The organism is Nonomuraea sp. WAC 01424, assembly GCF_003947315.1.
Lineage (GTDB): Bacteria > Actinomycetota > Actinomycetes > Streptosporangiales > Streptosporangiaceae > Nonomuraea > Nonomuraea spiralis.
In genome coordinates, this window is sequence record NZ_QHHZ01000005.1 from 64,708 (window position 1) to 84,035 (window position 19,328).

Here is a 19,328-nt window from a genome sequence, read left to right on the forward strand (position 1 = left end):
GGCACGTGGAAGACTTGGAGGCATGTTGCGCTGGTTGACCGCCGGAGAGTCCCACGGCCCCGAACTCGTTGCCATCCTCGAAGGACTGCCCGCCGAGGTCGAGGTGACCACGGCCGCGATCGACGAGGCCCTGCGCCGCCGCAGGCTCGGCTACGGCCGCGGCGCCCGGATGAAGTTCGAGCAGGACCAGGTGACGATCGTCGGCGGCGTCCGCCACGGCCGCACCATGGGCAGCCCGATCGCCGTCCGCGTCGGCAACACCGAGTGGCCCAAGTGGGAGAAGGTCATGTCGGCCGACCCGGTCGACCCGGCCGAACTGGAGGGCCTGGCCCGCAACGCGCCGAGGTCCCGTCCCCGCCCCGGCCACGCCGACCTGGCCGGCATGCAGAAGTACGGCTTCGACGACGCCCGCCAGGTGCTCGACCGGGCCAGCGCCCGCGAGACCGCCGCCCGCGTCGCGCTCGGCGAGGTCGCCAGGCGCTTCCTGAAGCAGGCGCTCGGCGTCGACCTCATCAGCCACGTCACCTCCATCGGCGGCGCCCAGACCCCGACCGAGGTCCTGCCCGGCCCCGGCGACCTGGCCCGCATCGACGACGACCCGGTCCGCTGCGCCGACCCCGAGGGCAGCGCCGCCATGGTCGCCGTGATCGACCAGGCCCACAAGGACGGCGACACGCTCGAGGGCGTCGTCGAGGTGCTCGCCTACGGCCTGCCGCCCGGCCTGGGCAGCTACACCCACTGGGACCGCAGGCTCGACTCCCGGCTCGCCGCCGCGCTCATGGGGATCCAGGCGATCAAGGGCGTCGCGGTCGGCGACGGCTTCGAGACGGCCAGGCGGCCCGGCTCGCGCGCCCACGACGAGATCGAGTACACCGCCGCGAACGGCGTCAAGCGCGTCACCAACCGCGCGGGCGGCGTCGAGGGCGGCATGACCAACGGCGAGATCCTGCGCGTCAGCGCCGCCATGAAGCCCATCTCCACCGTCCCGAGGGCCCTGGCCACGATCGACGTCAAGACCGGCGAGGCCGCCAAGGCCCACCACGAGCGCTCCGACGTCTGCGCCGTCCCGGCCGCCGGCATCGTGGCCGAGGCCATGGTCGCCCTGGTGCTGGCCGACGCGGCCCTGGAGAAGTTCGGCGGCGACTCGGTGGAGGAGGTCGCCCGCAACCTGTCCGGCTACCTCTCCTCGATGGTGATCAAGTGACGGCCGCGCGCAGCGAACGAGAAGGGGTGAACGACCAATGACCAGAGCCGTGCTCATCGGCCCGCCCGGATCCGGCAAGACCACCCTCGGGCGGCTGCTGGCCGAGCTGGTCGAGGTCGCCTTCCGCGACACCGACGCCGACGTCGAGAGCGTGGCCGGCAAGCCGGTCTCCGACATCTTCGTCGAGGACGGCGAGGCCCGCTTCCGCGAGCTGGAGCACGAGGCCGTGCGCCGCGCCCTGGCCGAGCACGACGGCGTGTTGTCGCTCGGCGGCGGCGCCGTGCTCAACGAGGACACCCAGGCCCTGCTCGCCGGTCACCACGTGGTCTACCTCCAGGTGGGCCTGTCCGACGCGGTCCAGCGAGTCGGGCTCGCCTCGGCCCGGCCGCTGCTCGTGCTCAGCCCGCGCAGCCAGCTCAAGAAGCTGATGGAGGAGCGGCGCCCGGTCTACGAGCGCCTGGCCGTCGTCACGGTGGCCACCGACAAGCGCGACCCGGCCGAGCTCGCCGACGAGATCGTGGAGGGCCTGCCGGCATGACCGCGACGCGGATCACCGTATCCGGCGACAGCCCCTACGACGTGGTGATCGGCAGCGGCGTGCAGGCCGAGCTGCCGGGCCTGCTGCGGCCCGGCGTGCGCACGGTCGCCGTCGTCCGCCCGCAGGGCCTGCCCGAGCTGTCCCGCCCGGTCCTCGCGGCCCTGGCCGACGCCGGCTACGCCGTGGCCGACCTGCCCGTCCCCGACGGTGAGGCGTGCAAGACGCCCGAGGTGGCGGCCGGCCTGTGGTCCGCGCTCGGCCGCCACGGCCTGACCCGCTCCGACGCCGTCGTGGGCGTGGGCGGGGGCGCGACGACCGACCTGGCCGGGTTCGTGGCCGGCACCTGGCTGCGCGGCGTGCAGGTCGTGCTCGTGCCGACGACGCTGCTGGCCATGGTCGACGCGGCCGTCGGCGGCAAGAACGGCATCGACACCCCCGAGGGCAAGAACCTCGTGGGCACGTTCCTGCCGCCCGCCGGGGTGCTGTGCGACCTGGCCGTGCTGCCCGGCCTGGCGAAGGCCGACTACGTGGCGGGGCTCGCCGAGGTCATCAAGGGCGGGTTCATCGCCGACCCGCGGATCCTCACGCTGATCGAGTCCGACCCCGAGGGCGCCACCAGGCCCGACGGCCCCCACACCCGCGAGCTGATCGAGCGCAAGATCCGCGTCAAGGCCGACGTCGTGGGCGCCGACCTGCGCGAACAGGGCCTGCGCGAGATCCTCAACTACGGCCACACGCTCGCCCACGCCATCGAGCGCGACGAGCACTACACGATCCGCCACGGCGAGGCCGTCGCCATCGGCATGGTCTACGCCGCCGAGCTGTCCCGGCTGTCCGGCCGCGCCGACCTGACCGGCCGCACCCGCGCCGTCCTCACCTCCGTCGGCCTGCCCGTCTCCTACCACGCCGCGGCCTGGCCACGGCTGCGCGAGCACATGCGGCTGGACAAGAAGAACAGGGGCGCCAAGCAGCGCTTCGTCGTCCTCGACGACCTGGCCAGGCCCGCGCGCCTCGAAGACCCCGCCGAAGAGCTGCTCGAAGCCGCCTACAAGGAGATCACGCGATGATCCTCGTGCTCAACGGGCCCAACCTGCGCAGGCTCGGCACCCGCGAGCCCGACGTCTACGGGGCCGAGACGTTCGAGGACCTCGCCGAGTTGTGCCGCGACACCGGCAGGAAGCTCGGCGAGCACGTCGAGGTGCGCCAGACCGACGACGAGGCCGAGCTGATCGGCTGGCTGCACGAGGCCGCCGACGGCCGCATCCCCGTCGTGCTCAACCCGGCCGCCTTCACCCACTACTCCTACGCCGTGCGCGACGCCATCGCCCAGCGCACCGCCCCGCTCGTCGAGGTGCACATCAGCAACCCCGCGGCAAGGGAAGAGTTTCGCCACACCTCGGTCGTCGCCGGGGTGGCGACGGGCACCATCGCCGGGTTCGGACTACAGTCCTACGTCCTGGCGCTACACGCTATCGCGGAGATGAACAGCAGCTCATGAGGCAATACAGGTCCTTCGTCGCCCTTGGGGACAGTTTCACGGAAGGACTGAACGATCCAGGTCCCGACGGGCACTACCGCGGCTGGGCCGACCGGGTCGCCGAACGGCTCGCCGCCGACGACCCGGCGTTCCGCTACGCCAACCTGGCGGTCCGCGGCAAGCTGCTCGACCAGATCGTCACCGAGCAGGTGCCGCTGGCCATCGACATGGGCCCCGACCTGGTCAGCTTCTGCGCGGGCGGCAACGACCTGCTGCGGCCGGGCAGCGACCCCGACGTCATGGCCAAGCGCCTGGCCCGCGCCGTGCGCGACCTGCGCGCCGGGGGCGCGGACGTGTTGTTGTTCACCGGGGTCGACCCGCGCGACACGCCGCTGATGCGGCGGCTGCGCGGCCGCTTCGCCATCTTCTACCTGCACGTCCGCTCGATCGCCGACCTCTACGGGTGCCGCCTGGTCGACCAGTGGTCGATGCAGGGGTTGCGCGACTGGCGGGCCTGGAGCGCCGACCGGCTGCACATGAACGAGGACGGTCACCGGCTGGTGGCCGCCCGCGTGCTCGACGTGCTGGGGGTGCCGTTCGACGACTGGCGCAAGGAGTGGCCGGAGAGGTCGGTCGACCCGCGGGCGCGGCGCCGCGAGGACGCCCAGTGGATCCGCGAGCACCTGGTCCCGTGGATGTCGCGCCGCATGCGCGGCACGTCCTCCGGTGACGGCCTCACGCCCAAGCGCCCCGACCTCACCCCGTTCTGATCCTCCCCGCCGCAGGTGACCGGCGGCCTGGTCAGGACTCGGTGGACAGGCGCTTGAGCGCGGCGCGGGGGACGGCGGGATCGGTCGTACGCCAGAAGGGCGGCAGCGACCCCAGCAGGAAGCCGCTGTAGCGGGCCGTGGCCAGCCGCGGGTCGAGGACGGCGATGACACCCTTGTCGTTCTGGGCGCGCAGCAGCCGGCCCGTGCCCTGGGCCAGCAGCAGGGCCGCGTGGTTGGCGGCCACCGCCATGAAGCCGTTGCCGCCCCGGGCCGCGACGTGCCGCTGACGGGCCGAGGTGAGCGGGTCGTCCGGACGCGGGAACGGCACGCGGTCGATGATGACCAGCCGCAGCGACGGCCCGGGGACGTCGACGCCCTGCCACAACGACAGCGTGCCGAACAGGCAGGTGGGCTCGTCCTCGGCGAACTGCTTGACCAGTTGCATGGTCGAGTCGTCGCCCTGGCACAACAGCGGCACGTCGAGCCGTTCGCGCAGCGCCTCGGTGGCGGCCTTGGCGGCGCGCATCGAGGAGAACAGCCCCAGGGTGCGCCCGCCGGCCGCCTCGATGAGCTCGGTGATCTCGTCGAGGTATTGCTGCGGCAGCCCGTCGCGGCCCGGCTGGGGGAGGTGTTTGGCGACGTAGAGGATGCCGGCGCGCGGGTGGTCGAACGGTGAGCCCACGTCGATGCCCTGCCAGCGCTTGCTGTCGCCCAGCCCCCACTGTGCGGCCAGCCCCTCGAACGTGCCGCCGAGGGCGAGCGTGGCGGAGGTGAGCACCACCGTGCGCTCGCCGAACAGCTTGTCGCGCAGCATGCCGCTGACGCTCAGCGGCGCCACGCGCAGCGCGGGCGGACGCCGGTCGGTGGCGCCGTCGAGCCAGACCACCTCGGCCCGGTCGGCCTCCGAGGCGTGCCCGTAGGCGTCGAGCATGCGTACGGCGGTGTCGTGGACCTCGTCGAGCGCGGTGAAGGCGGCCTTGCGCTGGCCCGCCTTGTCGGGATCGTCCTTGTCGGCGTTGCGCGGGCCCATGGCGGTGACGCAGCGCCAGGCGGTGTCGCGGATCAGCTGGAGCGTAAGCCCCAGCACCTGCGGCAGGTCGTCGATGCGCCCGGGAGGCGCGGCGGCCAGCAGCGCCTTGAGGTCCTCGCCCGCCTCCATGAGCTGGTCGGCGAGCGGCTGCTCGATCAGGCGGCCGACCCGGCGTACGGCCAGCATCACCGACGCCTCCGACAGCTCGCTGGTCACCACCGAGGTCACCCGGTCGACCAGCTCGTGGGCCTCGTCGACGACCACGACCTCGTGCTCGGGCAGCACCGGCAGGTCGCCCATGGCGTCGATGGCCAGCAGCGCGTGGTTGGTCACCACGACGTCGACCTCGCCCGCGCGCGCCCTGGCCAGCTCGGCGAAGCACTCGGGGCCGCTCGGGCAGCGGGAGGCGCCCAGGCACTCCAGCGAGCTCACCGAGAACTGCCGCCAGGCCTGCTCGCTCACGCCGGGCACCAGCTCGTCGCGGTCGCCGGTCTCGGTCTCCTCGGCCCACTCCTGGATGCGCTGCACCATGCGGCCGGTCGCGCTCACCTCGCGCGGGTCGAAGAGCTGGTCCTGCTCGTCCTCCTCGGGCCAGCCCGCCGTCGCCTTGTAGCGGCACAGGTAGTTGCGCCGGCCCTTCAGGATGGCGAACGTCGGCTCGTGCGGCAGCTCCTTGCCCAGCGCCTCGGACAGCCGGGGCAGGTCGCGGTCGACGAGCTGGCGCTGCAGCGCGATGGTGGCGGTGGAGATCACGACGGGCGTGTCGCTGTCCATCGCGTGCCGGATCGAGGGCACGAGGTACGCCAGGGACTTGCCGGTGCCCGTGCCCGCCTGGACGGCCAGATGCTCCTCGTTGTCGATCGCCTTCTGCACGGCCTCGACCATGGTGATCTGGCCCTGCCGTTCGCTCCCTCCGAGAGCGCCGACAGCGATGCTGAGCAGTTCGTCCACTGACGGGAGATGGGAGTCCGGCACGGTCGTCAACGGTACCCGCTCTCCCGGGCCGCCGCGCCGGACGCGGCGTGTTCGGCCATGCGCATCCCGGAGTTCCCGGACCCCTCGCCGGACGCGCGTGGCACACTGTCGATCGGAACTCCAACTGGTCAGGACGATCTTGCTGGTGTGGTCAGTGGGGTTTACGGTCTCAGTGGTGAGACCGTTTAGGTAGGGTTTTCCGGGGTTGAGTGGACGAATAAAGGCTGGTTAAAGCAGTATGTCTGCCATGTCGGAAGTTGTCCCGTTGCCGTCGTTCGGCGAAGTCTTCTTCGATGCACGAGGTCAGGAGCGGTGCCTCCGGGTCACGTGGCATGAGGGCACACTCGTCCTCAGCCTGTGGCGAGGGGAGATGTGCACAGCGAGCTTCCGCATGCCGATGGACGACGTCGGCAGGCTGCTCGACACGCTCGACGACGGCTTCGCCGAGGCCACGGGCGAGCAGCCGGCGGTGCCCGCGGTCGATCCGGGCATCGAGGTCATGCCGGGCACGGGGACCTACCACCGGCCGTCCCAGCACGGCCAGCAGCAGCCCCCGCCGCCCGCGCCCGACGAGCGGCCCACCGCGTCGCTGGGGCCCAACGACGTGCTGGTGGCGCGCGGCCCGGCGCCGCAGGACAAGCTGGTGGCCTCCTACAGCGAGACCACGGGCCCCAGGGAGACCCCGCCGTACGGCGACCGCACACCCTTCACCGGCCCCCAGTACGTCGAGCAGCCCCCGTACCCGGGCGACCCGCTCAGCGGTCCCCACTACAGCGGCGACCCGCTCAGCGGCCCGCAATACACCGGCGACCCCTTCAGCGGTCCGCAGTACACGGGTGACGCCTTCAGCGGTCCGCAGTACACCGGCGACCCCTTCACCGGCCCCCAGTACGTCGAGAACGAGCCGGTCTACCAGCTCCCCGGCGACCAGCGCCGCTCGACCCCGCCGCTGAGCACGGACCCGCTCGGCTTCCCGTCCCAGGCGGCCGAGCCCTTCCCGCCGGCCCAGCAGCAGTACCCCGCCGACCCGTACGGGTCCTACCAGCAGCCCCAGCCCCAGCCCCAGCCGCAGCCCCAGCCGCAGCCCCAGCCGCAGCCCCAGCCCCAGTCCCCGCCGCAGAGCACCGCCGGACTCGGCACGCCCATGCACGGCATCCCCGGCGCGGGCCGCAGGCACAACCCCGCGCCCGCCCAGGACTCCTACGACTCCTACGGCTCCCCCGACGCCTACCAGCAGAGCTACCAGCAGACCCCGCCGGCCAACCCGGTGGACCCGCTGCTGGCGCTCGGCCGCCAGGAGCAGTACCCGCCGCAGTCGTCCGACCCGAACATGGGCCGCCCCTACGTCACCGACCCCCTGTTCTCGACCGGCGAACGCCTGCGCCCCGACCAGCAGCAGGACTACGGCGACGGGCGCGACCGCCGGGAGTGGTGACACCCTCCTCCCGCCCGCCGGGTACGCTCACGGCAACCGCCCGGGTGAGGTAGAGGAGCGTCGTTGAATCCGACCATGGGCCTGCAACTGCTGCTGATGGCCGGTGGCGCGGTCGGGGTGGCGGCCGTGGCGCGACGGCGGGGCTGGCCGGCCCCGCTGTTGCTGGTCGCGGCCGGGTTGCTGGTCTCGCCGCTGGTGCCGGCCGTGCCGCTCCAGCCGGAGCTGGTGTTGTTCGTGTTCCTGCCGCCGCTGCTCTACTCGGCCGCGCTCGACAGCTCCTACCTGCGCCTGCGTGACGTCAAGGGGGCCGTGGCGCTGTTGTCGATCGGCCTGGTGCTGTTCACCACGGCCGTGGTGGGGCTGGTCGTCCACCTGCTGCTGCCGCAGCTCCCGCTCGCTGCCGCCTTCGCCCTCGGCGCCATCATCGCGCCGCCCGACGCCGTGGCCGCCGTCGCCGTGGGTCGGCGGCTCGGGCTGCCGCGCAGGTCGCTGACGATCCTCATCGGCGAGAGCCTGTTCAACGACGCCACGGCGCTGACCGCCTACCGGGTGGCCATCGGCGCGGCCGTGGGCGGCAGCATCGACCTGTTCCAGGGCGTGGCGCAGTTCCTGTTCGCGGCGCTCGGCGGGGTGGCGATCGGGCTGGCGCTGGCGTTCGTGTTCGCGTGGGTGTTCCAGCACACCCGCGACTCGCTGGTCGAGAACACGCTCATGTTGCTGATCCCGTTCGCCGCCTATCTCGCGGCCGAGTCCGTGCACGTCTCGGGGCTCGGTCCCGAGCCGGTGCACGCCTCGGGCGTGATCTCCGTGGTGGTGGTCGGCCTCTACCTGGGCAACCGCATGCACCAGCGGGGGTTCGGCACCCGGCTGGTGTCGGACGCGGTGTGGAAGGTCACCGACTTCTTCCTGGAGTCGATCGTCTTCGCGCTGATCGGCCTGCAACTCGTCACCGTCGTACAGGGCATCACCGGCTACAGCCCCTGGCAGGTGGCCGGTTACGCGCTGGCGGTGCTCGCGGTGACGATCGTGTCCAGGTTCGTGTGGGTGTTCGCGTTCACGCCCCTGGTCAAGCTCGTACGGCGAGGCGGCGACGCGCCCAGCCCGCAGCAGCGGGTGATCCTCAGCTGGGCGGGCATGCGCGGGGTGGTGTCGCTCGCGGCGGCCTTCTCGATCCCGCCGGACATCCCGGCCCGCGACCGGGCGATGTTGTTGTTCCTGACGTTCACCACGGTGATCGGCACGCTGCTGATCCAGGGCATGACGTTCCCCGCGCTGATCAGGAAGCTGCGCGTGTCGAGCGACCAGGAGCGTTACGAGGACACGCTGGCCGAGGCCGCGGCCCAGCAGGCGGCGCTGGAGGCGGGCCTGGCCGAGCTCAACCGGCTCGTTGAGCACGAGGGCGAGCCCGACGAGATCAAGAAGCAGGTCATCGACCAGCTCAGGGAGAAGTCGTGGCGGCGTTCGCTGACCGCCTGGGAACGGCTGGGCGGCGGCACCGCCCAGGGTGGCGCCGAGACGCCCAGCAGCCTCTACCGGCGGCTGCGCCGTGACATGCTCACGGCCGAGCGCGAGGTGTTCGTCCGCCTGCGCGACGAGCGCCGGCTCGACGACGAGGTGCTGCGCGAGGTGATGGCCCAGCTCGACTTCGAGGAGGCCATCCTCGAACGCTGACCACGCCGACAACGCTGTGCACGCCGACAACGCTGAGCACGCTGTGCACGCCGACAACGCTGACGGCCGCCCGCGCGTGGTCGCGGGCGGTCGCCGGGGTCAGCCCATCTGGCTGTCCTCGTAGCACCAGCGCCAGTTCTCGCCCGGCTCGTACGACTGGATCACCGGGTGCTGGGTCTCATGGAAGTGCTTGGTCGCGTGCTTGTTGGGCGAGGAGTCGCAGCACCCGATGTGGCCGCACTCCAGGCAGCGCCGCAGGTGCACCCACCGGCTGCCGGCGGCCAGGCACTCCTCGCAGCCCTCGGGGGTCTTCGCCGCCGGGTCGTCGGCCTTGGAAAGATGCTCGCACATTGCCATGGGTCAAATCCTAGAACCCGGCCGTCGTCCTCTTTCGCCCAGACCTCCCTGGTCCGTGCCGTACCGGTCTGCCGGTGTACGAAGGCGGCGCGCGGAACGGTCGCGCAGACTCGTCCTCGAAGGGGCCCGCGTCCGGGGGAGCGAGAAGTCATGGCCGATGTGTTCGCGAAGTGCCGGCTGCCCGAGTACCAGCCGGCCAAGGATCTGGGGATCTATCCGTACTATCACGCCGTCGAGGAGCGGGCCGGCGACGGGGAGGTGGTGGTCGGCGACCGGCTGGTGCACGCCTGCCTCATCGACGCCGTACGCCTGGGCGGGGCCCGTTTACGCCGTTACCGGCACAACGACCTGGAGCATCTGGAACGGCTGCTCGGCGCCTGCGACCCCGACGCCGGCCGGATGATCGTGACCGAGGGGATGTTCTCCACCTCCGGCAGCGTGTGCGACCTGCCGGGCATCGCCAAACTCGCCCGCGCGTACGGCGCCCGGGTCGTACTGGACAGCGCGCACGACGTCGGCCTGCTCGGGACGGCCGGACGCGGCGCCGCCGAGGCGTACGGCCTGGAGGAGGCGGTCGACGTGCAGACCGTCACCTTCTCCAAGGCGCTCGGGACCATCGGCGGCGCCGCCTGCGGGCGGCGGCCCGGCGGCTGAGCGGCGAACTGGCCGGGCTGGGGTACGCCGTGACGCCGTCGGGCCGCCCGGTCGTGGCCGTGCCGGTGGGGGAGGACCTGCGGTGTTTCCGGTTGTGGCGCGAGCTGTTCGACGAGGGGGTGTTCACCACGGCCGTGATCTCGCCGGGAGTCCCGCCGGGGCAGGCGCTCATCCGGGTCAGCCTCACCGCCACCCACACCGCCACCCACACCGCCACCCACACCGCCACCCACACCGCCACCCACACCGCCACCCACACCGCCACCCACACCGCCACCCACACCGACGCCCAGATCGACCGCATCGCGTCGGCGTTCGCCGCGGCGGGCCGCCGACTGGGTCTCCTGCCGTCCGCGCCCGAGCGGACGCCGCCGCGCGCGGAGGACGCTGGGTAAGGTCGAGGTATGCGACTCATCAAGAGCCGGTTCGTGCCCCTGGCGCTCTTCGCCGTCTGCGTCCTGGCCGCCGGGTGCGGCGAGGTCAACGACACGATCGACAAGGCCCAGGCGTGCCTGGAGGCACCCAAGATCGTCACTGAGCTGGCGGCCAAGGTCAAGGACCTGACCGACGACCCCAAGGCCATGGAGAAGGCGCTCGACGACGCCGCCGGCAAGCTCAACGACGTGGCCGACAAGGCCGCCAACACCACCCTCAAGCAGGCCAGCGAAGACCTTGCCAAGACTTTGGGCGGGATCAACGTCCAGAACGTCAACGACGCCGTCGACGCGGCCCAGAAGGTGGGCTCCGAGGCGGTCGACTACGCCCAGCAGGTCGCCAAGGCGTGCAGCTGAAAACCTGGCTTCTCTAGGGGAAAAGGGGACGAATTACCATATAAGGCATGGAGCCCGACCCGCGTTTCACCTTGGCCAACGAACGCACCTTCCTCACGTGGCTGAGCACGGCGCTGGCACTCAGCGCGGGCGGAGTGGCCATGGCGGCGGTGCCCGCCGACGTGTTCGTCCCATGGGTACGCACGGTCCTGGCCGTCATGCTCGTGTCGCTGTCCGCGCTGGCGGCGGGCATGGCCTACCCGCGCTGGCGCAACATCCAGCGCGCGCTGCGCAACCAGGCGCCGCTGCCGCCGCCCGCCCTCGCCGCGGTCTTCGGCTACGGCATCGCCACGGTGGCGATCGTCGCCCTCGTCCTCATCATCCTGTCGGTGTAGATGTCGCAGGAGATCTGGGACCAGGGCCTGCAGAGCGAGCGCACCCGGCTCGCCTGGGTGCGCACCGCCGTGGCGCTGGCCACGGGCGGGCTCGGCGCCGCCGGGCTCGCGGTGCGGCACGGCCTGCCGCTCCTGGCCGTCGCGGGGTTCGCGCTGGCCGCGCTCTGCGGCGCCGTCCTGCTGATCAGGACCGGCGTACGGTTCCGCCGGGTCCAGGAGGCCCTGCACGGCGGGCGGCCCATCGACGCCGGCCTCGACGCGCTGTTCGCCTGGCTCGGCACCCTCAGCGTGGTGCTCGGCGCCGTCACCTTCGTGCTCACGGTCCGCTGACCCCCCGGGTTGCGATGTGCCCGAGGGGAGGCGGACACTCGTAGTGAGGGGGTGACCTCAGTGGAAGAAGAACGCAGGACCCTGCCTTTCGAGTGCCGCGGTTGCTGGCATGTCTGGGAAGAGGACTACCTCGTCAGGCACATCGACGACGAACACGGGAACGCCGCCGAGATCTGGTTGCGGGACGGGTTGTCGGTGCCGCCGCCGTCGTCGGGAGTGATCTGCCCGCATTGCGGCTGTCAGGCGACGACCACGTTCCCGGCCGGCTACCTCGCCCGCCACCCGGAGTTGTTCCGGGCGGCCGAGCCCGTCGTCCCGGACGCGACGCCGCTGCTCAGCCCGGTTCCGCCGCGGCGTCCGTACTGACGCGGGTGGCGCGGGCCGTGCCGACAAGTGCCGAAAAGCGGGCCTAAACCATGACACTTGGTGAGCGTTTCGTAGCTTGAAGTGTCATAAGGGGCGCCTTGCGGCGGCGCGCGGGCAGGAGCAGACTCAGGTCTAGACCATTGGCTCCCCTGTCGGGGGTGATCCTCGTGCGCGACGGGTTCGAGACTCGCGAGACCTGGCCCTTCGAGTGCCTGCGCTGCCTGCGGGTCTGGGAGGAGGAATTCGTCGTCCGGCATTTCGCGGACGACCACGGTAATGAGGTCGAGATCTGGCTGAGCTCCGGCGTGGCCGTGCAGCCCCCCTGGTCGGGCACGTGCTGCCCGGGATGCGGCGCCTATCACGTAACCTCGTTCCCCAGCGGCTACCTGGCCAGGCACCCCGAGCTGCGGCCCGAGGCCGAGCTGGTGCCTGAGCCGGTGCTCGAGCTCGTGCCGGTGCCCGAGCTCGGCGCCGCGTCGGGGCCGGCGCTGGAGGAACCCCGGACGCCCCTGCGCGGGGCGCCCGTGGCCGGCCGGCTGCTCATCGCGATCGGCGTGCCCGTCGCCCTGTTCGTCGGGTACGAGCTGTACCGGAACCTCGTGGTCGTGACGCACGTCCACCATTAACCCGCCGCCCGCGCGGCGGGTTAATGGTGTCCCGGCTACTGGCTCAGGCTCTCCAGCCAGGCCCGGTGCAGCCCGGCGAAGCGGCCCGAGGCGGCGATGAGCCGGTCGGGCGGCCCGTCCTCGACGACCTGGCCGGCCTCCATCACCAGCACCCGGTCGGCGATCTCCACGGTCGAGAGCCGGTGGGCGATGATCAGTGCGGTGCGGTCGGCCAGGATCGTGCGCAGCGCCCGCTGCACCAGCCGCTCGCTCGGCACGTCGAGGCTGGAGGTGGCCTCGTCGAGGATGAGCACCGCCGGATCGGCGAGGAACGCCCTGGCGAACGCGATGAGCTGCCGCTGACCGGCCGACATCCGGCCGCCGCGCTTGCCGACCTCGGTGTCGTAGCCGTCGGGCAGGCCGGCGACGAACTCGTGCGCGCCGATCGCCTTGGCCGCCTCGCGTATCTGGCGGTCGGTGGCGTCCGGCATGCCGAACCTGATGTTGTCCGCGACCGTGCCGCTGAACAGGAAGTTCTCCTGCGTGACCATGACCACGGCCTGGCGCAGCGTCGCCTCGTCCAGGTCGCGCAGGTCGACGCCGTCGAGCAGGACGCGGCCCGCGGTCGGGTCGTAGAAGCGGGAGATCAGCTTGGCCAGCGTCGTCTTGCCCGCGCCGGTAGCGCCGACCAGCGCCACGCTCTGGCCGCCCGGGATCGACAGGTCGAGGCCCGGCAGGATCGGCATCTCCTCGACGTAGGCGAACCTGACGCCCTCGAAGCGCACGGCGCCGCGCACCGGCTGCGGCAGCGGCTCGGGCCGCCGCGGCTCCGGCACGCCCGGCTCCTCCTCCAGCACGCCCGACAACTTCTCCAGGGCCGCGCCCGCCGACTGCAGGCTGTTGTAGAACTGGCTGAGCTCCTGCATCGGCTCGTAGAACTGCCGGAGGTAGAGCAGGAACGCGGCCAGCACGCCGATCGTGACCTCCTCGTGGATCGCCAGGTAGCCGCCGTAGAGCAGCACCCCGCCCACGGTCAGGTTGCCGATCAGCTTGATGCCGAACATGAATTCCGCGCCCAGCAGCATGCTGCGCGCGTTGGCGTCCCGGTAGTCGTCGTTGAGCTGGGCGAAGATCTCCTGGTTGCGCGGTTCCCTGCGGAAGGCCTGTACGGCGCGGATGCCGGTCATCGACTCCACGAAGTGCACGATCACCAGCGCGACCGTCTCCCGCGTCCGCCGGTAGACGATCACCGACTGCCGCCGGAACCACCGCGTGAACAGCAGCAGCAGCGGCAGCGGGACCAGCGCCACCAGGCCGAGGTGCACGTCGAGGATCAGCAGCAGCGCGGCCGTGCCGAACATCGTCAGCACCGCCTTGACCAGCCCGTCGAAGCCCGACTGGAGCAGTTCGGAGATGGCCTCGATGTCGGAGGTCAGCCGGGAGATGACCCGGCCCGAGGTGTACTTCTCGTGGAAGTTCAGCGACAGCCGCTGGAAGTGGTCGAACACCCGCCTGCGCAGCTCCAGCAGCACGCTCTGGCCGATCTTCCCCGACAGCCGCAGGAACGCCTGCCGGGTGAGCGCCTGTGTGACGGCCGCGGCCAGGATGACCCCGACCACGGTCAGCAGGACCCCGGTTCCGGCCCCGCGGGTCATCGGCGGGATGCCGTCGTCGATCCCCACCTTGACCAGGTACGGGATCGCCAGCCCCGCCGCGTTCGAGACGACGATGATCGCTGTGAGCAGCGCGATGGGCCGGCGGTAGGGGCGCAGCAGGTCGCCGAGCAGTTTGCGGGAGCGCTCCCGCAGTAGCACCGACACCCTCTCGGGCAGTTCGTCCTGCTCCTCGGAGGCGACGCCGCGCCAGGAGGACACGGGGGTGGTGGTCATCGCAGCGCTCCTTCCGAGGGGTCGAAGTCGGCGTCCTGGGCCAGCAGTTCGCGGTACTCGGGCACGTCGGCCAGCAGTTCGTGGTGGCGTCCGACGTGGGTGATGGTGCCGCCGCGCAGCAGGGCCACCTTGTCGGCCAGCAGCACGGTCGAGGCCCGGTGGGCGACGACGATGCCGGTCGCCTCGCGCAGCACGTGCCGCAGCGCCTCCTCCACCAGCGCCTCGGTCTCCACGTCGAGCGCGGACAGGGTGTCGTCGAGGACCAGGACTCTCGGCTTGCTCAGCACCGCCCGTGCCAGGGCGAGCCGTTGACGCTGCCCGCCGGACAGCGACAGGCCCTGCTCGCCGATGCGGGTGTCGAGGCCCCAGGGCAGGTCGTACACGAAGCCGGCCTGGGCGGTGGCGATCGCGTCGGCCAGTTCCTCGTCGGTGGCGTCGAGGCGGCCGAGCATGAGGTTCTCGCGCACGCTCATCGAGAACAGCGTCGGCTCCTCGAACGCGGTGGCCACCAGCGAGCGCAGCGTGGTCAGGTCGAGGTCGCGCACGTCCTCGCCGTCGATCGTCACGCGGCCGGAGGTGGGGTCGATCAGGCGGGGCACCAGCGCGGTCAGGGTGGTCTTGCCCGCGCCCGTCGCGCCCACGACGGCCACCGTCTCGCCCGGCCGTACGTCCAGCCAGACGTCGTTCAGCACCGGCTCGTCCGCGCCGGGGAAGGTGAACCCGACGCCCTCGAACCGCAGGTGGCCGCGGGGCAGCTCGATCGTGCGGCTGCCGCCCTCGATGGCCGGGACGGTGTCCATGACCTCCATGACCCGGTCGGCGGAGGTCATCGCCTCCTGCGCCATGGCCAGGATGTAGCCGAGGCTGGCGATCGGCCACACGAGCTGGAGCATCAGGGTGGTGAAGGCGACCAGCGTGCCCAGCGTCATCGAGCCGGAGCCCACGGCGAGCGCGCCGAGCAGCAGTACCAGGGCGAGGGTGACGTTGGGGATCACTTCGAGGAAGGCGAAGAACCTGGCCGACAGGGTGGCCTTGTCGACCGAGCTGCCGTACACCTTGCGGGCCGCCTCGTCGTAGCGGTCGAAGACGTGGTGGCGGCGGCCGAAGGCCTTGATCGTACGGATGCCGATCGCCGACTCCTCGACGAGCGTGGCGAGGTCACCCTGCTCGTCCTGGACCTGGCGGGAGATCTTGATGTAGCGCTTCTCGAACCGCAGCGAGGTCCACACGATCGGTACGGCCGAGGCCAGCACCAGCAGCCCGAGCGGCCAGTACTTGTTCAGCAGCAGCACGGTCACGGTGATGAGCTGGAGGACGTTCATCACCAGGAAGAGCATGCCGAAGCCGAGGAAGCGGCGGATCGTGGACAGGTCCGTCGTGGCCCGCGACAGTAACTGGCCCGACTGCCAGTCGCCGTGGAAGCCCATGGGCAGGCGCTGGAGGTGCTCGTAGAGGTCGTCGCGGATCGCGGTCTCCAGGCCGAGCACGGGCTTGACCTGGGTCCAGCGCCGCAGGAAGATCAGCCCGGCTTCTACGACGCCCACGCCGAGGGCGATGAGACCGAGCGGGAGCAGCCCGTCGGAGTCGCCCCGCGTGACCGGGCCGTCGATGACCTTCTCGCTGATCAGGGGGAGCGCGATGCTCGCGGCGATGCTGAGTATCGCGGCCAGCCAGATGAGCACCAGTCTGGCGGCGTACGGGCGGAGGTAGGACTTCATCCGCCACAGGGAGTTGGAGGAGAGCAGGGGACGGCGAGGTGTGTCAGTATCGGGAGGCATCCCAACCAGGTTAATACGTGGGATCAACCCATTTTCGGCGGCGAAGACGGGGGTTTCCGCAGGTGACGTGCAGAAACGGGTAACGTCATGATTTTCTGCAGCAGGGCTCGACAATTGACGCGCTGCTCACCTGTCTCACCGGAACGGATGCCTGGATGATCGACGAGAGAGAACTGCCGTACCTGAGCCGCTGTGTCGAGCTGGCCGCCGAGGCGCTGGAGTCGGGCGACGAGCCCTTCGGTTCGGTGCTGGTCGCCGCGGACGGCACGGTGCTGGCCGAGGACCACAACCGGGTGGCCGGGGGCGACCGTACGCGGCACCCGGAGTTCGCGCTGGCGCGCTGGGCGGCGGCCAACATGACGCCGTCCGAGCGGGCGGCCGCCACCGTCTACACCTCCGGCGAGCACTGCCCGATGTGCTCGGCCGCCCACGCCTGGGTGGGGCTGGGACGCATCGTCTACGTGGCGTCGTCGGAGCAGCTGGGGGAGTGGCTGGGTGAGCTGGGCGTCCCGGCGCCGCCGGTGGGCATGCTACCGGTCAACGCCGTCGCGCCGGGCGTCGCGGTGGACGGGCCCGTCCCCGAACTCGCCGGCAAGGTACGCGAGCTGCACCGCCGCTTCCACCGCGGACGGTGAGCCCGGCGGCCGGATGGCCAGGGGTCAGGCGGAGCCGAGGGTGATCGTGTCGGCGACCTCGGCGTGCCGTTCGGCCTCCTCCTCGGCGAAGCGGGCCTCGTCCAGTTTGTCGGCGATGTCCTCGTCCTGCTTCATGAGGGCGTCGAGCGACTGGCCGGCCATCTCCAGCACGCCCATGTCCGCGTAGGCCTGCTGCAGCCGCGGGCTCCACAACCCGATGTCCTTGACGCACGGGACGATCCTGCTGAACAGCAGCGAGCGGAACAGCCGCAGGTAGTCCGACTGGTCGGTGGCCCGCATGACCTCGTCGGTCTCGGCCTTCGACAGGCCCAGGTGCTCCCAGGACTCCGCGCCGCGCAGCCGGTCGCGCATCAGGTAGCAGCCCTCGATGACGAAGTCCTCGCGCTCGCGCAGCTCCTGCTCCGACAGGTTCTGGTAGTAGTCGCGCAGCGCCATCCGGCCGAAGGCGACGTGCCGGGCCTCGTCCTGCATCACGTACGCGAGGATCTGCTTGGGCAGCGGCTTGGTGGTGATGTCGCGCATCACGCCGAACGCGGCCAGGGCCAGGCCCTCGATGAGCACCTGCATGCCGAGGTAGGGCATGTCCCAGCGCGAGTCGCTGAGCGTGCTGTCCAGCAGCGACTTGAGGTGCTGGTTGATCGGGTACGCCAGGCCCACCTTCTCCTGGAGGAAACGGGCGTAGGTCTCTGCGTGGCGGGCCTCGTCCATGGTCTGGGTGGCGGCGTAGAACTTGGAGTCCAGGTCAGGGACCGACTCCACGATCCGGGCCGAGCAGATCATCGCGCCCTGCTCGCCGTGCAGGAACTGGGAGAACTGCCAGGCCGCGCCGTGCAGCCGTACGTCCTGGCGCTGCTGGGGGCCGAGCCGGTGCCACAGCGGGGTGTCGTAGATGGCGATCGTGGTGTCGGGGATGCCGAGCACGTTGTACGGGTCGACCTCAAGGTCCCAGTCGATGCGCTTGGTCGAGTCCCACTGCTTGTCCTTGCCCTTCTGGTACAAGGCCAGCATGCGGTCCCTGCCCTCGTCGTACTCCCAGGTGAACCGGCTGGCGCCGGCCATCTCGACGTCCCAGGTGGAGAGCTCGGAGGGGATGGTGTAGAGATCATGCGTCGACATAGGACCTCCGCGAGGGGGATGACGTACGCTGTACGTCCGCGCCTCGACCCTCGCACGTACGGTGTACGTCCGTCAATAGGATGAGCTATGACCTCGGAGCCCTTGTCCAGGCCGCGCATCGTGGCCGCGGCCATCGACCTCATCGAGCGCGAGGGAGCCGACGCGGTCTCCATGCGCCGCATCGCCGCCGAGCTCGGCGTCGGCGTGATGTCCCTCTACAACCACGTGCCGAACAAGGACGACCTGCTCAACGGCGTGGCCGAGAGCGTGCTGAGCGGGATCGGGTTCACCGACGACCCCGACGCCCACTGGACCGACCGGGTACGCGCGCAGGCGCGGGCCTTCCGGCAGATCGCCCATCACCATCCGCGCTCGACCATGGTGGTGGTCAGCCGTCAGCTCCGCTCCAACGCAGGGCTGCTGCCGGTCGAGCGGGCGCTGGCCACGCTGCGCGGCGCGGGCTTCGACGGGCCCGACGCGGTCCGGATGTTGCGCATGTTCATCGCCTTCATCGTGGGCTCGCTGCTGCGCGAGGTCGGGGTGACGCCCACGTTCGCGCCGGTCCACACCCGTACGGTCGAGCCCGCCGAGGTCGATCCCGCGCTGTTCCCCGAGGTGAGCGCGCTGGCGTCGCTGCTGGGCGAGTGCGACCACGAGGCGGAGTTCGAGTTCGGGGTCGAGCTGCTGATCCAGGCCATGGCGGTGCACGCCAAGCAGTAGCGGGAGGGCATCCGGAGCTCCCGGATGCCCTCCGGGCGGGAGATCAGTACCAGTTGTGTGATCTCCAGTGCCCCCAGGCGCCGCACGGCCTGCCGTACCTCCCCTTGATGTAGGCCAGGCCCCAGCGGATCTGCGTCTCGGGGTTGGATCTCCAGTCCTTGCCCGCGCCACGCATCTTGCCCGCGGGCAGCGCCTGCGGGATCCCGTAGGCGCCCGAGGACCGGTTGAGCGCGTGATGGTTCCAATTGCTTTCCCTGGTCCACAGGTTGTCCAGGCAGCGGAACTCCTGGTAACTCCAGGCTCGCTGGACGACCTGCCCCAAGGCGATCTTCTTGTTTCTCCCGGCGGGCCGTACGGCCGCGATCTTCGGCTGCGCTGACGTTGTCCAGGTCCGGGTCTTGATCACCGGAGGCCGGGACTCCGCCCAGGCCGGACCGGTCGTGACGCCGAACGCGCTGATGGTGAGAATAGTGCCGCTGAGCACGCGTTTGCTGTCCAAGGCGATCCTTGCTTTCGGGTCGCGTGCGGACGGGCGCCCGCTCGGGGCGCCCTGCCGGTCCTGCGTCCGTGGCTCGGACGAGGAGGGTCCGCG

Annotated in this window: 20 protein-coding genes and 1 pseudogene; 15 read left to right on the forward strand and 6 right to left on the reverse strand. The window is 71.2% G+C overall.

Going from position 1 to position 19,328, the window contains the following annotated elements:
* Nucleotides 1-22 precede the first annotated feature (22 nt).
* The 5 genes from aroC to DMB42_RS15210 are packed head-to-tail and all read left to right on the forward strand — an operon-like array spanning nt 23 to nt 3,989.
* Nucleotides 23-1,204 carry a chorismate synthase gene (gene aroC, locus DMB42_RS15190; protein WP_125635005.1) on the forward strand — a complete coding sequence of 394 codons (1,182 nt, stop codon included), beginning with the start codon at nt 23-25 and terminating at the stop codon, nt 1,202-1,204.
* Nucleotides 1,205-1,241: 37 nt separating this feature from the next.
* Complete coding sequence (locus DMB42_RS15195; protein WP_125635007.1) at nt 1,242-1,742, forward strand: shikimate kinase; 501 nt, start codon at nt 1,242-1,244, stop codon at nt 1,740-1,742.
* Entirely contained in the window at nt 1,739-2,809 is a 1,071-nt protein-coding gene (aroB, locus tag DMB42_RS15200; RefSeq protein ID WP_125635009.1) for a 3-dehydroquinate synthase, read from the forward strand. Before DMB42_RS15195 ends, aroB begins: the two co-directional genes overlap by 4 nt.
* Nucleotides 2,806-3,240, forward strand: coding sequence for a type II 3-dehydroquinate dehydratase (gene aroQ, locus DMB42_RS15205; RefSeq protein WP_125635011.1), 435 nt, complete (start codon nt 2,806-2,808; stop codon nt 3,238-3,240). The genes aroB and aroQ overlap by 4 nt, the downstream gene beginning before the upstream one ends.
* Nucleotides 3,237-3,989 (forward strand): SGNH/GDSL hydrolase family protein, encoded by a 753-nt coding sequence (locus tag DMB42_RS15210; protein ID WP_125635013.1) that lies wholly within the window; start codon nt 3,237-3,239, stop codon nt 3,987-3,989. The genes aroQ and DMB42_RS15210 overlap by 4 nt, the downstream gene beginning before the upstream one ends.
* A 31-nt stretch (nt 3,990-4,020) precedes the next feature.
* On the opposite strand, the gene DMB42_RS15215 is transcribed toward DMB42_RS15210, so the two are convergent.
* Nucleotides 4,021-5,994, reverse strand: coding sequence for an ATP-dependent DNA helicase (locus DMB42_RS15215; protein WP_125635015.1), 1,974 nt, complete (start codon nt 5,992-5,994; stop codon nt 4,021-4,023).
* Nucleotides 5,995-6,385: 391 nt separating this feature from the next.
* Between DMB42_RS15215 and DMB42_RS15220 the strand changes: the two genes are divergently transcribed.
* Together DMB42_RS15220 and DMB42_RS15225 are read left to right on the forward strand one after the other, a co-directional pair.
* The gene (locus DMB42_RS15220; protein ID WP_125635017.1) at nt 6,386-7,429 is read left to right on the forward strand and encodes a hypothetical protein; all 1,044 of its coding nucleotides are present in this window, start codon (nt 6,386-6,388) and stop codon (nt 7,427-7,429) included.
* Between the two features lie 63 nt (nt 7,430-7,492).
* The gene (locus tag DMB42_RS15225; protein ID WP_229823360.1) at nt 7,493-9,100 is read left to right on the forward strand and encodes a Na+/H+ antiporter; all 1,608 of its coding nucleotides are present in this window, start codon (nt 7,493-7,495) and stop codon (nt 9,098-9,100) included.
* A 99-nt stretch (nt 9,101-9,199) separates the two neighbouring features.
* Here DMB42_RS15225 and DMB42_RS15230 read toward each other — a convergent pair whose 3' ends face one another.
* Nucleotides 9,200-9,457, reverse strand: a complete 258-nt coding sequence (locus DMB42_RS15230) for a ubiquitin carboxyl-terminal hydrolase 14 (protein ID WP_221762163.1) — start codon at nt 9,455-9,457, stop codon at nt 9,200-9,202.
* Nucleotides 9,458-9,607: 150 nt separating this feature from the next.
* On the opposite strand from DMB42_RS15230, the pseudogene DMB42_RS54970 reads away from it, so the two are divergent.
* The 6 genes and pseudogenes from DMB42_RS54970 to DMB42_RS15265 all read left to right on the forward strand — a co-directional run bounded on the left by DMB42_RS54970 (nt 9,608) and on the right by DMB42_RS15265 (nt 12,598).
* Nucleotides 9,608-10,506 (forward strand): annotated as a pseudogene (locus tag DMB42_RS54970) (aminotransferase class I/II-fold pyridoxal phosphate-dependent enzyme).
* A gap of 9 nt (nt 10,507-10,515) precedes the next feature.
* Nucleotides 10,516-10,902 carry a hypothetical protein gene (locus tag DMB42_RS15245; protein ID WP_125635023.1) on the forward strand — a complete coding sequence of 129 codons (387 nt, stop codon included), beginning with the start codon at nt 10,516-10,518 and terminating at the stop codon, nt 10,900-10,902.
* 47 nt (nt 10,903-10,949) lie between these two features.
* Nucleotides 10,950-11,276, forward strand: coding sequence for a YidH family protein (locus DMB42_RS15250; protein WP_125635025.1), 327 nt, complete (start codon nt 10,950-10,952; stop codon nt 11,274-11,276).
* Nucleotides 11,277-11,606: a DUF202 domain-containing protein gene (locus DMB42_RS15255; RefSeq protein WP_125635027.1), complete on the forward strand. Its 330-nt coding sequence runs from the start codon at nt 11,277-11,279 to the stop codon at nt 11,604-11,606.
* A 60-nt stretch (nt 11,607-11,666) separates the two neighbouring features.
* Entirely contained in the window at nt 11,667-11,972 is a 306-nt protein-coding gene (locus DMB42_RS15260; RefSeq protein WP_125635029.1) for a hypothetical protein, read from the forward strand.
* A gap of 158 nt (nt 11,973-12,130) precedes the next feature.
* Nucleotides 12,131-12,598 carry a hypothetical protein gene (locus tag DMB42_RS15265; RefSeq protein ID WP_125635031.1) on the forward strand — a complete coding sequence of 156 codons (468 nt, stop codon included), beginning with the start codon at nt 12,131-12,133 and terminating at the stop codon, nt 12,596-12,598.
* 35 nt (nt 12,599-12,633) lie between these two features.
* On the opposite strand, the gene DMB42_RS15270 is transcribed toward DMB42_RS15265, so the two are convergent.
* Both DMB42_RS15270 and DMB42_RS15275 read right to left on the reverse strand, forming a co-directional pair.
* On the reverse strand, nt 12,634-14,466 hold the full coding sequence (locus tag DMB42_RS15270) for an ABC transporter ATP-binding protein (protein WP_125635033.1): 1,833 nt from the start codon (nt 14,464-14,466) through the stop codon (nt 12,634-12,636).
* Nucleotides 14,463-16,244: an ABC transporter ATP-binding protein gene (locus DMB42_RS15275; protein WP_260477705.1), complete on the reverse strand. Its 1,782-nt coding sequence runs from the start codon at nt 16,242-16,244 to the stop codon at nt 14,463-14,465. Before DMB42_RS15275 ends, DMB42_RS15270 begins: the two co-directional genes overlap by 4 nt.
* A gap of 155 nt (nt 16,245-16,399) precedes the next feature.
* On the opposite strand from DMB42_RS15275, the gene DMB42_RS15280 reads away from it, so the two are divergent.
* Nucleotides 16,400-16,879 (forward strand): nucleoside deaminase, encoded by a 480-nt coding sequence (locus DMB42_RS15280; protein WP_125635035.1) that lies wholly within the window; start codon nt 16,400-16,402, stop codon nt 16,877-16,879.
* Nucleotides 16,880-16,903: 24 nt separating this feature from the next.
* On the opposite strand, the gene DMB42_RS15285 is transcribed toward DMB42_RS15280, so the two are convergent.
* Nucleotides 16,904-18,016, reverse strand: coding sequence for a ferritin-like domain-containing protein (locus tag DMB42_RS15285; protein ID WP_125635036.1), 1,113 nt, complete (start codon nt 18,014-18,016; stop codon nt 16,904-16,906).
* An 87-nt stretch (nt 18,017-18,103) separates the two neighbouring features.
* Here DMB42_RS15285 and DMB42_RS15290 point away from each other — a divergent pair, with 87 nt between their 5' ends.
* Entirely contained in the window at nt 18,104-18,736 is a 633-nt protein-coding gene (locus tag DMB42_RS15290; protein WP_125635038.1) for a TetR/AcrR family transcriptional regulator, read from the forward strand.
* Between the two features lie 43 nt (nt 18,737-18,779).
* On the opposite strand, the gene DMB42_RS54975 is transcribed toward DMB42_RS15290, so the two are convergent.
* Entirely contained in the window at nt 18,780-19,235 is a 456-nt protein-coding gene (locus DMB42_RS54975; RefSeq protein ID WP_260477706.1) for a transglycosylase SLT domain-containing protein, read from the reverse strand.
* Between the last annotated feature and the right edge of the window lie 93 nt (nt 19,236-19,328).

Excerpts from the sequence above, each read along its gene's own strand:
- aroC (WP_125635005.1), top strand. The coding sequence starts at position 23 with ATGTTGCGCTGGTTGACCGCCGGAGAGTCCCACGGCCCCGAACTCGTT.
- DMB42_RS15195 (WP_125635007.1), top strand. The coding sequence starts at position 1,242 with ATGACCAGAGCCGTGCTCATCGGCCCGCCCGGATCCGGCAAGACCACC.
- aroB (WP_125635009.1), top strand. The coding sequence starts at position 1,739 with ATGACCGCGACGCGGATCACCGTATCCGGCGACAGCCCCTACGACGTG.
- aroQ (WP_125635011.1), top strand. The coding sequence starts at position 2,806 with ATGATCCTCGTGCTCAACGGGCCCAACCTGCGCAGGCTCGGCACCCGC.
- DMB42_RS15210 (WP_125635013.1), top strand. The coding sequence starts at position 3,237 with ATGAGGCAATACAGGTCCTTCGTCGCCCTTGGGGACAGTTTCACGGAA.
- DMB42_RS15220 (WP_125635017.1), top strand. The coding sequence starts at position 6,386 with ATGCCGATGGACGACGTCGGCAGGCTGCTCGACACGCTCGACGACGGC.
- DMB42_RS15230 (WP_221762163.1), bottom strand. The coding sequence starts at position 9,457 with ATGGCAATGTGCGAGCATCTTTCCAAGGCCGACGACCCGGCGGCGAAG.
- DMB42_RS15245 (WP_125635023.1), top strand. The coding sequence starts at position 10,516 with ATGCGACTCATCAAGAGCCGGTTCGTGCCCCTGGCGCTCTTCGCCGTC.
- DMB42_RS15250 (WP_125635025.1), top strand. The coding sequence starts at position 10,950 with ATGGAGCCCGACCCGCGTTTCACCTTGGCCAACGAACGCACCTTCCTC.
- DMB42_RS15255 (WP_125635027.1), top strand. The coding sequence starts at position 11,277 with ATGTCGCAGGAGATCTGGGACCAGGGCCTGCAGAGCGAGCGCACCCGG.
- DMB42_RS15270 (WP_125635033.1), bottom strand. The coding sequence starts at position 14,466 with ATGACCACCACCCCCGTGTCCTCCTGGCGCGGCGTCGCCTCCGAGGAG.
- DMB42_RS15275 (WP_260477705.1), bottom strand. The coding sequence starts at position 16,244 with ATGCCTCCCGATACTGACACACCTCGCCGTCCCCTGCTCTCCTCCAAC.
- DMB42_RS15280 (WP_125635035.1), top strand. The coding sequence starts at position 16,400 with ATGATCGACGAGAGAGAACTGCCGTACCTGAGCCGCTGTGTCGAGCTG.
- DMB42_RS15285 (WP_125635036.1), bottom strand. The coding sequence starts at position 18,016 with ATGTCGACGCATGATCTCTACACCATCCCCTCCGAGCTCTCCACCTGG.
- DMB42_RS15290 (WP_125635038.1), top strand. The coding sequence starts at position 18,104 with ATGACCTCGGAGCCCTTGTCCAGGCCGCGCATCGTGGCCGCGGCCATC.